Below are 12227 nucleotides of genomic sequence, written 5' to 3'. Positions count from 1 at the left end.
AACATGGAACGCGGTCTGCTCGCCAACATCTTCGCCATCCCGCCGCTGATCTTTCGCTTTCAGTGGAATCCAGACCTGCTGCAGGAGCGCAAGCGCTACAAATACGAGCAGGCAAATAGCTTCGGCCGGTGGGGCTTCGATCAGACCAGCGCCGCCTCGGCGGGCTCGTTGCTCGATATCGGCAAGGGGCTGTGGGAGGATCTGAAGGAAATCGGCCCACTGCTCACCGCCACGCGCCCATTCGAGGCCAAGGAAGGCGAGCCGCGCGAATACCAGATCGAGTTCCAACTCGACGCGACGACTCCCGGTCCGATGGACACCGACGACCATTTCGGCGGCAGCATCGAGCCCGACCTCGCCGTGCTCCGCTCGTTCATGTATCCGGGCTGGGACGACATCGACGTCATCGGCTGGGTCGCGAGTGGCATCGGCGGCAAGGGCTGGGAACCGCCCTGCTGGAACAAGCCGCCGACCTGCACCTTCATCTACGGCCAGTTGAGTTTCGACTGCGTGATGCAGGATCTCGATATCAAGATCACTGCGTTCAAGGACGACCTGTCGCCACAGCGCGCCGAAGTCACCGTCCGTTTGGTCGAGCAAACGCATTCCGCGACCCCAATCACCGACTTCGTCACCCGCACGGTCAGCGCCGCCAAGGCGCTGGGCCGCCAAGGGATCGGCGATGACTTCTACGCCGCGTCGCCGATCAAGCCGATCGTCGACCTCTTCACATGAGGCCAAGCCATGCCCGTTGATATCCGCTCCCGTTATTGGGTGCTTAATGCCTATCCCGCGCCGACCGGGGACGGCCCGACGCCAACGCTGCCGATCCGGCCGAACGTCGAGATCGCCGAATCCGACACGGTCGCGCACCGGCTTAGCGGAGTCGAAAACGTCGAGTATCTTGCTTGGCGTTATTATGGGCGCAGCCAGGTGTGGTGGCGTATCTGTGACGGGAATCCGCTCGCCTTTCCGCTCGATTACCGGCCCGGCGTGGGCCTGCGGGTCGCATCGGCTGGGTCGATCAACCGCGTCGTGCGCACGCGAAATTTCTGACGATGCCGTCCGACACCAACGTGATTTGCCGGGTGAAGGTCGAGACGATCGATCTCGGCCCGCAAGTGGTTCACGTCGACATCGAGGATGTCGATCGCGGCGCCGACAAGGCGACCTTCGTCATGGACGATCCCGGGTCGTCGAACTCGAACGTGCTCCGTCCGGGCGCCAACGTGCGGATCGAGCTTGGCTGGGAGACCGAGTACGCGCTCGCGTTTGTCGGCCAGATCACCACGACCGAAAGCGTCGCGGGCGCCGGCCCTAAAGGCCGCGTCAAGGTCACTTGCACCGATCAATCCTATCTGTTCAACGATCATCCGCCACTCGGCGAGCGCGCATATGCCGGATCGGTCGCCGATATCGTCACGCGCATCGCGGGCCGCGTGAAGATGCCGATCGGCAAGATCGACATCTCGGTCGACAAAAAATGGACCGAAACCGAGCCGCTCCAGCAGAAGAACCGTACCGACTGGGAATTCCTCCAAGACCTCGCCGAGCAGATGCGCGCGCGCGCCTTCGTTGAGGTCAACGCCGACCCGAAGGACAGTGACGCCGTCAAGACGTCGGGCGGCGAACCCAAGCTCTATTTCATGTCGGAGGACTCGCTGATCGCCCAGGATCCGATGGGCAAGCTGCTCTACTGCCGCGGCATGGGCAAGCTGCTCGAATTCAAATATCGCAGTATCGGCGCCGGGGCGGCGCCCGCCGCCTCCGCCGTCGTTGCCAACCCTGACACCGGGGCAGCGGAGGCGCGCACGACGTCCCCCACCCCCCCTGAGCCACAGCCTGGGCCTTCGGCGACCAGCCAAAGCCGGCTCACCGACGTGCTGGGCGCGGCGCGCGCGGACGACGTCGCGCAGGGGATGCAGGTCGCCGCCAACGCCGCGACCCAGCCCGACGCGAAGCGCGCGAAGACCGAGCCATCGGGCGCGCCCTCCGATCCCGCCGCGCTCGAACGCCGCATCCAGCAGGACAAGACCCGCATCCTCGGATATTTCGGGGAGGGCACGGCGATGGGGACGGTGTTCCTGCGCGCCAAGGGGCCGGTGCAGATCGACGGGCTCGCCAGCTGGGCATCGGGGCGCTGGTATGTGCGGCGCGTCAACCACATTTTCGAACGCGGCGCGCTCGGCAAGAAGGTTTCGGTTTCCTTCCGCTCCAAATTCCAGGCGACGCGATGACCACGCGCCCTTCCGATCTTCAGCGCCACGCTGACAAATATTACGGCAAGTATAGCGGCACGGTGACCGCCAATACCGACGACGATCAGCGTGGCTGCGTTATGGTCGAAGTGCCCGCAATGTTCGGCGCGGGCAACAGCGTGCGCGCGCGCCCTTGCCTGCCGTTCGGCCATTTCTTCGTGCCCGATGTCGGTACACCGGTCTGGGTCGAGTTCGAGGCCGGCGATACCGACTATCCGATCTGGGTCGGCACGTGGTGGGCGAAGGGCACGACGCCCAAAGAAGCGCAAAAGAGCCCGCCGACGCACCGTGTGATCCAGACCAAGTCAGGCCATACCATCGAGCTGTCCGACGAGGACGGCGCCGAGAAGCTGGTCGTGCGCAACGGCAAGGACGCGTTCGTCGCACTCCAGCCGGACGGGAGCGTCGTCGTTTCGAACAAGTCGGGATCCAACCTGTTCCTCAACGCCAACGGTCAGGAAGCGACGCTGATGAGCGAGCAGGGGCATCTGCTGACGATGACCAAGGACGCGCTGGTGCTGATGAACGACGGCGGCACCTCGGTCGAGCTGAAAGGCACCACCGCGACGATCCTGGCGAAGACGATCTCGCTTGGCGGTACCACCGTCGCGGTCGGATCGGGCGCGAGCGACCCGACGATCATGGGCAACGCCTTTTCCATTCTGTGGACCGCGCTGGTGGCGCACGTCCACCCGACGGCGATGGGGCCCACCGGCCCTTCGCCGATGATCCTGCCGCTCCAGCCGGGCATCCACCTGACCAGCGCGACGGTGGTCAAATGAGCCGCTGCGCCTTTCCCGCGCTCCCGGCGCTGTCGCTGCCGATCCCGGCATTGCCGGGCTTGCCCGCGTTGCCGCCGCTCCCGCAACTGCCCGCGCTCCCGGCGCTGCCCGATCTGCCCGAATTGCCGTCGCTCCCCGCGCTGCCGATGCCAACCCTGCCGTCGGTCGCGCTGCCGGGCGTGCCGTCGCTGCCACCGCTGCCGGAGCTGCCGTCGCTACCCGCGCTGCCCGATCTGCCCGAACTGCCGTCGCTTCCCGCGCTGCCGGTGCCCGCCTTGCCGTCGATCGCGCTGCCCGGCCTGCCGCCGCTGCCGCCGCTCCCCGCGCTGCCGGCGCTGCCCGCCCTTCCGCCCTGCCCGCTGGATTGAGAGGATAGCATGGCCCTCGACAAATCCGCCCTGGCGACCGCGCTCAAGACCGCGTTCCAGGCGGGCATGGACGATCCGAACTGGACCCTCGCCCAGGCCGCCGGGGCCATGGCCGACGCGATCGACGCCCATGTCCGCAACGGCGAACTTTCCGGGATCAAGAGCGACGTGACCGATACCGGCGGCAACCCGATCGGTCATGCGGTGCAGACCGCCGCGGTCAAAGTGACATGAGCGCGCAAAGCATCGCCGCCGTTCGCGGCCCCGCCTTTCCGTTCGCGATCGATCCCCAAACGGGGGGCGTGGCCTGGTCGACGGGCCAGACGAAGCTCGCCGACAACGTCCGCCTGATCCTGACGACGCGGCTCGGCGAGCGGCCGATGGCGCGCGATTTCGGCACGCCGATTCATTCGCTGGTGCACGAACCCAATGAAGGTGGTCTGGCGCGGCTGATCGCGCGGCATGTGCGTGAAGGGCTGATGCAGCTCGAGCCGCGCGTTCTCGTCACCGACATCGACTTTCGAAGCGACAACGGCGTTCTGACGCTCGAGCTCAAATACCAGCTCGCCGACGACCCCCGCGCCGAAATCATGCTCGTGCAGCTGGGGTGACGCGATGACCGGCAACCTTCCCCAGAAAATCGACTATACCGACAAGGATTTCGAGGCACTGCGCCGCGCGATGCTCGAATTCGCGGGGCTGCGGCTGCCCGAATGGACCGACCGCAGCACCGCCGATTTCGGCATGCTGATGGTCGACCTGTTCGCCTTCATGGGCGACGTGGTGCTCTATTATCAGGACCGCATCGCGAACGAATCCTTCCTCCAGCTCGCGACCGAGCGGCGCAGCATCGTCGAACATCTCCGCCTGATCGGCTACGAGCTGAGCTCGCCTGCCGCCGCCCTGGTCGAGGTCGATCTGGATTTCGATCCGGGCCTGCTGACGGTCGTCGTGCCGAGCGGCGCGCGCTTCCGCGCGACGGGGGCAGGCAATCCCCAGATCTTCGAATATCCCGGCGACGACCTGACCATAACGTTCGCCTCCGACCAGGTCGAGCTGCTGCCAGGCGGGCGGTTGCGCTATCGCGGGCTGCCGCTGGTCCAGGGCGAGACGCTGGCGACGCGCGTGATCGGATCGTCGACGGGCGAGCCCAACCAGGGCTTCGCGCTGCCGCCCGGGCCGGTCCTCGCCGACACGCTGGAGGTCGAGGTCGACGAGGGCGCCGGGTGGGTACGCTGGGATCGGCGCGACAGTCTGCTTTACGATATCGGCCCCGACGGCCGCGTCCGCCTGTCGGATCCCGACGCTCGCCATTATTACGTGCGCTTCGATGAGAGCGGCAACGCCGAAATCCGCTTCGGCGACGGGCGCTTCGGACGGCGGCCGCCGCGCGGTGCCAACAATCTTCGCGCCGCCTGGCGCGCGGGCGGCGGCGCGGCGGGAAACGTTGCCGCCGGCACGATCCGCGAGGCCGTCACCGCGATTCCCAACCTGAAGGCGGTCGCCAACCCCGCCCCCGCCGCGGGGGGCTCCGACGGCGAGACCACCGAAGACGCCGTGCGGTTCGGCCCCGCCGCGTTTCGCTCGCGCGACCGCGCGGTGACGGCGGACGATCACGAGGCGATGGCGCACTTGGCCGGCGGGGTCGCCAAGGCGCGCGCGCGGACGCGCAGCTGGAACCTGATCGACCTGTTCGTCGCGCCTGCCGGGCCCGAACTGCGCCCGCTGCCCGAGCCGCTCCGGCGGCGGCTGACTGCCTTTTTCGAGGATCGGCGCATGGCCGGCGCGTTCGTGCGCGTGCTCGACGCGCGACCGGTGCCGATCGACCTGACGATCGAGATCGGCTATGACGAGCGCCGTCGCGCCGACGAGGTGCGCCTCGCTGTCGAGGCCGCGCTCGACGCGTTGCTCGCCTATGACAATGTCGATTTCGGCACGCCGGTCTATCTGTCGGCAGTGCACGACGCGATCGGCGACGTGCCGGGCGTCCGGATCGCCAACGTCACGCGCTTCAAGCGGCGCGACGCGAGCGACGGCGGCGTCGCCGAAGCGCTCGCCTCGCTGAACCTGCCGCCGGTCGACCTGCTGCCTGCCGCGTTGCGCGTCGCGCTTCGCGCCGATGTCGAAGCCGATGGGCGGATCGAGTTGGCCGAGAACGAGATCGCGGTGCCGGGCGAGCGCACGCTGCTGCTGACGGTGGCACCGCAATGAGGTTCGAAAGCTTCTCTGCGCTGCCCGACATCGTCGGCGGACGCGTCTGGCTGAGTTGGGATTATGCGCTCGACTCGTTCGAGACGCCCGCCGACGCGCCGCCGGTGCTGCTCAGACGCAAGCAGCGCGATTTCGAGTTTCCGCCGCTCGTGCCTGGCGATCCCTATCTCATCTACGACGGCGCGGCCTTTCCGCCGCCGCCGGTACCGGGCACGCTGCAGGTGATCGATCTGCCGAGCGAAGACCGAATCGAGGACGGTTATCGCGTCGCGATCGAATCGATTTCGGTCGCCACGCTCGCCGGACCGCGCGCGACCGAGGTCCTGCGCCGCAAGCGCTCGATCTTCTACGATGCGAGCGGCGCGCCGGTCCGCGTCCGGGAGGCCTTGCTCGACGCCGAACAACTCACCCCCGGCGACCCCTATTATTACGAGCTCGACGACGGCTCGGCACCCGATGCGGAAGCCATCGGCGATTACCGCCGGATCGCCGCGCCCGGCGGCACATACGGCCTAAACCTGACGATGCACGGCATGCTGCCGGAGAATCTGAAGACCCGCGACAGCCGCACCATCGATCCGGCGCTCGCCTTTTCGGGTATTCCCGAGGCAAGCCAGACCGGCGGCCAGCTGCGCCGCTTCATCGACATGTTCGGCATGGGCGCCGATGCGCTGCGCAGCTCGGCCGAGCGCCTCGCCAGCCTGCGCGATCCGCAGAACATCGCCGCGCCGCTGATCGCGCCGCTCGGCGACATGATCGGCTGGGAGACGGCGACGACGGTGTCGATTCCGCGCCAGCGCAACGAGCTCCAGACCGCGCCGCGCCTGTTCGATGTCGTCGGCACCGTGCCCGCGCTCGCTGCGCTCGTCACGCACCAGACCGGCTGGCGTGCGCAAGTCGCCGAATTCGCGCAGAACGTCGCGCGCACCAATACGCCGGCGCGGCGCAATCTCTATATCCGGCGGCAGGACGGCGCGGCCTGGGCGGGCGCGGACGACGCCGCGCCGGTATTCGCCTTCCCCGTCGGACAGGCGCATGGGTCGGGCACATCGTCGGCCAAGCTCGTGTCGGGCGCGGTCGAGCCGTTCGGGCTGCGCGCCGGGCTCGAACTGACGATCGTCGTCGATGACGGCGTACCCGCGCGCGTGCGCTTCGGTCCCGACGATTTCGCCGATATCGGATCGGCGCGCGCGGTAGAAGTCGCCGCCGTGATCGCCGCCGCGTTCGACACGATCGACGCGCGCGCGGTCGCCGGCGCGGTGGAATTGCGCACGATATCGACCGGCCCGCAGGCTGCGCTCGAAATCGCCGCCACCGACACCAGCCTGCTCGCGCTCAACGATGCGCCCGACGGCCCGATCAGTGCGTTCGCCGACCCGGCGGGTCGGCTACGGGTCGTATACGAGCGGTCGATCGCGCTGGGTGAGGGGTTGACCGCGGCCGGCGAGACGCAGCCGCGCGTCGACCGCGCGATCGCCGTCAAGAGCTTCGCTTATGGCGACTGGCGCGGCGAAATCGCACTGCCGTCGTGGACCGGCGCAGCGGCATCGCCGGAAGCAACGTTGCTCGGCGACGCGCGCATCGCCGTCGCCTGGATCGACGGCGCTCGGCCCCCCGGCGCGCGACTGCGCCTGGCAGTCGGCACGGCTGCGGCGGCAATCCCCGCGAGCATCGTCAACCGCAAGACCGGCCCGTTCGCGCTGATCGGCGGATCGCGGATCGCCTTTACCGGCGCGTTCGGAACGCAGATCTTCACCGTCCAGCCCGCCGATTACGCGACGCTCGCCGCCGCGACGGCAGTAGAAGTCGCGGCGGCGATCAACGCGCAATGCCCGGCGCTCAACGCGACGCTGGCGACCGGCGGCGGCCTGCGCGTCGCGACCGTCGCGACGGGCGACGACGCGTGGCTGGCGATCGATCTCAGCGCCTCCAGCGCCGCGCGGCCGCTCGGGCTGGCCGACCGGCGGCTCGTCGGGCGCGGCGCCTGGTCGCCGGCGATCGATTGGCCGGGCCCGCTCGACGGCCCCGCGACGGCGGGCGACGCCGCCGATCCCGCGCTCGCGCCCGATTCGCTCGGCGGCGCGCGCCTGTTCTGGAGCGAACATGCCGATGCGCGCTGGCAGATCCGTCAGGCCCATTGGAGCGAGCGAGTCACGCTCGTCACCGCCCAGGGCGTTTCGCAACAGACCGCCGGCGGTCCCTGGACCAGCTGGCATATCGCCGATGGGTTGCCGAGCGACAATGTGCGCGCGGTCACCGCCGATGCGCGTGGCGCGTTGTGGTTCGCGACCGATGGCGGCGTCGCCGAGCGGCGCGCGAACGGCGTGTGGACGACGTTCGACACCGGAAGCGGCTTTGGCTCCAACGACATTCGCGATGTCGTGCTGCTGCTCGACGGCACGCTGTGGGCGGCGACGCCGGCGGGGATCTCGCTTCGGTCGGTTGGCGGCGCGATCAGCGTCGTCGCCGCTGCGCCGCAGGGCCTCATCGGCAACGACGTCCGCGCCGTCGCGGGCGATGCCGCCGGCAATGGCTGGGCGGCGGCGACCGCGGGAGTCAGCCGGCGCGACCCGCAGGGGCGCTGGCAAAGCTGGACTGCCGCTGACGGGCTGCCCTCGGGCACGCCGCGCCGCCTGGCCGCGGGACCCGGCGGCCGCGTCGCACTCGCCGCCGCCGACGGGATCGCGGTCTACGCGGATGGAGGGTGGCGCGGTTTCACAACCGCGGACGGGTTGCTTTCTTCCGACGCGCGCGATGTCTCCTGGGGAGCGGACGGGGCACTCTATGCGGTGACGGCGGCGGGACTCGAACGTTGGGACGGCAGCGTCTGGCGCGCGCGGACCATGGCGGATGGATTGCCCGCCGCCGATCTGCGATCGATCGCCGTGCTTGCCGACGGGCGTCTCGCGATCGGCACGTCGAACGGACTGATCGTCGGCAGGCCCGACGCACCGGCGGGCGATTGGAGCGTCGCAATGCTCGCCGACGGCATCGCCGGGCCGATTGTCGCCGGCGTCCATGGCGGCTGGTCGGCGCCGGTCACGCTCGGGCAATCGGGCGGCGGGGCGCGTGAGCCGCGCGCCTTTGTCGACGCGGGCGGGCGGACGTGGCTGTTCTGGTCGCGGCGCGACTCGGTCACGGCGAACGGGCGAGAGAGCTGGACGCTGCGTCTCAGCCGCTACGACCCCGCCGCCGGGGCGTGGGAAGCGGAAACCGCGATCACCGCGCCCCCCGTCGGCGGCGCCGCCGACCGTCAGCCCGCGCCGCTTTCGGCCGGAGCGGGATGCAGCCTGTTCTTCTCTTCGGACCGCAACGGCGGTGCGGCGATCTGGCGCGTCGACGTCGACGGGCTCGGCGTCCCCGGCGCACCAGCGCTCGCCGCCGCCGACGCGGCCGAGCTAACCCGCCCCGTCGCGGTCGCCGGGCCCGCGGGCGCGACCTGGCTGATCCATCGTTCGGACGCGCCGCTCGCCCTTGCGCAAGTCGCGACGGTGCCCGAACCCGGCTCGGGCCCACGCCGGAGCGAGCGCGTACCCGAGGTGCGCGCGCTCACCTTGAATGCGGGCGCGCGAGCCCCCGTCCTCAAGCATGCCGCACGCAATCTCGGGCGGCGGCGCTGGGGCGATTATTTCGTCTACACGCCCGAATATCCCGATGTGATCGACGCCGACGCACCAACTCAGGCCCACGTCTACACCCGCCGCACGATCGGGCTTTACCTGCGCCAGTCGCCGATCGGCGCGCCGATAACCAGCGAATCGATCGCGCGGCTGCGTCAGTTGCTCAAGCGCTATTCGCCGATCAACCTCCGCCTCGTGCTGATCGTCGCGCCCGATCCGCTGGTCGAATATGTCTACACCGCCGACGCCGACATCGGCGAAAAATGGAGCGACGACATTCCCTTCGTCGATTCGCTCGGCGCGCTGTCGGACGGGTCGAGCGTCGTCATCCCAGGGCTCGGCATCCTGATCGCCAACGACCCCGAAAGCCTCGCCTTCGCCGAGGCGGCGCTCGCGACGCTCAAGCGCCGCACGTGGTTCCCGAATCTCGTCTGATGGAGACGCCGATGACCCTCACCGAAACCGCAGGCAGTGCGCTCAAGGGTCGCTATCGCGACGTGCTATTCGACGCGCAGGGTCACGTTATTCGCGACTATGGCTGGCGCGACAACGCGATCGTCATGGACTGCCGGCGGATGCTCGCGAGCTTCACGGCGGGCAAGTCGGCGCTCGGCATTCAGGGGCTGTGGGTCGGCGCGGGGCTTCCCGCCTGGGATCTTGGCGGCCCCCCGCCGGCGACTCCCGCGCAGACCATGCCCGTCGATCCCGCGCCGTTCCTGGTGCCGCTCGCCAATCTCCAGATCGACTTTCTCGACGGCGGCGCGGTGACCGCGGCGCCGACCAACCGGCTGCAGATCGTCGCCACGATCGGACCCGGCAACCCGCCATGGCCCAACGGCGCGCACGTCGCGTCGAGCCTGCGCGAGTTCGGACTCGTCGGCCAACTCGCGGGTGCGCCCGCGCTGATCAATTACGTGACGCATCCCGTCATCAACAAGGACCCGACGAGCACGCTCGAGCGCACGCTCTGGCTGGTGTTCTAACGAGGAGGACGACCCATGGCCGTGATCACCCCCGACACGTTCGACCCGCTCAAGCGGTTCGTAAGCGTCCGGCTGCAACAAGGCGTCCCTTTGGTCGACGCCGACTGGAACGAGGGCGAGGATGCGCAGCGTTTCGCCGCGCGCTCGTATCGCCGCTGGTACGTCGGCGACGGCATCCCCTATGGCAGCGACGCGTTTCGCGTCCAGGCGCTCGCCGCCCCCGCCGCCAACGACTTTGTGATCGGCCGCGGCGTCGCTGCCGCGCCGGGCGGCACCTCTCCGCTGGTCGTTGGGCTGCGCTATACCGGACGCTGCATGGTCGACGGGATCGAAGCGATCATCGACGCCGATATCGCCTTCCGCGCGCAGGAACTGCACGTCGCCAACCCCGGTGCCGCCGCCGCCGCGACCCGGCTCGGCACCAAGACGATCCCCGAGCTGCCGGTGATGAACGGCACGTCGCTGATCTATCTCGACGTATGGGAGAGGCTGGCGCGACCCGACGAATTTCCCGCGCTCGTGTTCGCCGACATCGGCACCGAAAGCTGCGCGCGCATCCGCCGCGAATGGGCCGTGCGCGCTCGCGCCTCGGCCAATGTCCCGCAGTCGGGTGATCCCGATTTCGAGGCCGGGCACGGCTATTTCCCGCTCGCCGTGCTCATCCGAGTTGCCGCCGACCCATTGGTCTTTCCGAGCCAGATCGCCGACCGCCGCGAACAGCGGCTGCTGACCCCGCCCGCCACCTTGATCCAGGACATGCTCGGCCTCGCCCCAGAGGGCTACCGGCGCGGCGAAGGGCGGCCCGCGATTCCGTTGCGGGCGGCGATCAACGCGTTGCTGCGCGGTCAATTGCCGGCGTCCGACGACCAAGCGATCGCCCCCGATCCGGCGAACGATTTCCCGACCCGCGCGATCGCCCGGGTCAACGACGCGACGGTCGTGCTGTGGGAATCGAATCGCGTCGCGAACACCTCGCAGATTTTCGCGACCAGCTGGGCGCTTGCCGACCCTGGCTCGGCTGCCACCAACCCGCCGATCCAGATCACCAGCGGCGCGGCGGCCGCCAACCTGCCATCGCTTGCGCTGTTGCCAACCAGCCCGGCGCCGGCGCTGTTCATGACCTATCAGCGCAGCGGCAACATTTTCTGCAGGCGCGCGGCGGGGGTCGCCGGGCTGCCCGCCGCCGCCGAGACGCCAGTCGCGCAGCAGGCCGACGCGGAGGCGCATGCGATCGCGGTACGCGCTGGCCAGATCGTCACGCTGTTCTGGGTGGTCAACGGCGCCGGCACCAACGATTTCGTCCGCTACCGCCGCCGCCAGTACAATGCCGTCTGGGACGAGGGCACGGCAGCCTGGCTCGACAACGAGACCACCAACCTCTCGACGTTGCAGGCCCAGCTGCCCTCGACAACGCCCGGGGTGCTCCACGCCGTATCCGACGCGGCAGACCGGATCTGGGTGGCGTTCGAGGCGGTCGCCGTCTCGGCGATCGGCGTTGCGCGGCTGACGCCGGCGTCGGGCGCAATCGAGGCGTGGGGCAACACGGCGATTGCCTCCCCGGGAGCCAGCGCCGACACCCAGCCTTTCCTGCTGATCGACGGGTCGCAGCGAGTCCACCTGTTCTGGCGCGCCGACGCCGGCATCTTCATGGCGACGTGCGACGTCGCTTCCAACACCTGGGGCGCCGCCACGGCGGTTCCGGTCGCGGCGGCGGGTCCAGCCGGCAGCAACACGCGGCCAGTCGCCGTGCGGGAAGACGATGGCGGCATCTGGTTGCTCTGGACGCATCTCGACAACGGCCAGACCAACATCTGGGCAGCGCGGCGCGACCCGCTGACCGGCGGTTGGGGTCTCGCCCGCCAGATCACCGCGTCGGCGGGCAACAGCAACGACGCCGCCTGTGCGATGATCGAGAACGGCGCGATCACGCTCTACTATCGCTCCAATCGCACCGGCGACTTCAACCTTTACACCAAGCAAATCGTCACAACCATCTGAACGGAGG

At 69.2% G+C, this 12227-nt stretch carries 11 protein-coding genes; all 11 read left to right on the top strand.

The features are described from left to right. Positions 1–3 precede the first annotated feature (3 nt). Genes VH326_RS08870 through VH326_RS08820 form a run of 11 tightly spaced genes read left to right on the top strand, consistent with a single transcriptional unit; the run spans position 4 to position 12220 of the window. Positions 4–735, top strand: a complete 732-nt coding sequence (locus VH326_RS08870) for a hypothetical protein (RefSeq protein ID WP_329631454.1) — start codon at positions 4–6, stop codon at positions 733–735. Between the two features lie 9 nt (positions 736–744). Next, a complete protein-coding gene (locus tag VH326_RS08865) occupies positions 745–1056 on the top strand; it encodes a hypothetical protein (protein ID WP_329631453.1) in 312 nt (103 codons plus the stop codon). A 2-nt stretch (positions 1057–1058) separates the two neighbouring features. After that, positions 1059–2237 (top strand): hypothetical protein, encoded by a 1179-nt coding sequence (locus VH326_RS08860; protein WP_329631452.1) that lies wholly within the window; start codon positions 1059–1061, stop codon positions 2235–2237. Then, the gene (locus VH326_RS08855) at positions 2234–3040 is read left to right on the top strand and encodes a phage baseplate assembly protein V (RefSeq protein ID WP_329631451.1); all 807 of its coding nucleotides are present in this window, start codon (positions 2234–2236) and stop codon (positions 3038–3040) included. Before VH326_RS08860 ends, VH326_RS08855 begins: the two co-directional genes overlap by 4 nt. Then, a complete protein-coding gene (locus VH326_RS08850; protein WP_329631450.1) occupies positions 3037–3408 on the top strand; it encodes a hypothetical protein in 372 nt (123 codons plus the stop codon). Before VH326_RS08855 ends, VH326_RS08850 begins: the two co-directional genes overlap by 4 nt. A 9-nt stretch (positions 3409–3417) precedes the next feature. Beyond that, positions 3418–3642, top strand: coding sequence for a hypothetical protein (locus tag VH326_RS08845; protein ID WP_329631449.1), 225 nt, complete (start codon positions 3418–3420; stop codon positions 3640–3642). Continuing rightward, a complete protein-coding gene (locus VH326_RS08840) occupies positions 3639–4019 on the top strand; it encodes a GPW/gp25 family protein (RefSeq protein ID WP_329631448.1) in 381 nt (126 codons plus the stop codon). The genes VH326_RS08845 and VH326_RS08840 overlap by 4 nt, the downstream gene beginning before the upstream one ends. 4 nt (positions 4020–4023) lie before the next feature. Next, entirely contained in the window at positions 4024–5619 is a 1596-nt protein-coding gene (locus VH326_RS08835; protein ID WP_329631447.1) for a putative baseplate assembly protein, read from the top strand. Continuing rightward, on the top strand, positions 5616–9674 hold the full coding sequence (locus tag VH326_RS08830; RefSeq protein WP_329631446.1) for a two-component regulator propeller domain-containing protein: 4059 nt from the start codon (positions 5616–5618) through the stop codon (positions 9672–9674). Before VH326_RS08835 ends, VH326_RS08830 begins: the two co-directional genes overlap by 4 nt. 11 nt (positions 9675–9685) lie before the next feature. After that, complete coding sequence (locus VH326_RS08825) at positions 9686–10222, top strand: hypothetical protein (protein WP_329631445.1); 537 nt, start codon at positions 9686–9688, stop codon at positions 10220–10222. Between the two features lie 15 nt (positions 10223–10237). Further along, positions 10238–12220 (top strand): hypothetical protein, encoded by a 1983-nt coding sequence (locus tag VH326_RS08820; protein ID WP_329631444.1) that lies wholly within the window; start codon positions 10238–10240, stop codon positions 12218–12220. The last annotated feature ends 7 nt before the right edge of the window (positions 12221–12227 follow it).

Source organism: Sphingomonas sp. (assembly GCF_036269755.1).
Classification (GTDB): domain Bacteria; phylum Pseudomonadota; class Alphaproteobacteria; order Sphingomonadales; family Sphingomonadaceae; genus Sphingomonas.
This window is presented reverse-complemented; position numbering and strand designations above follow the sequence as displayed.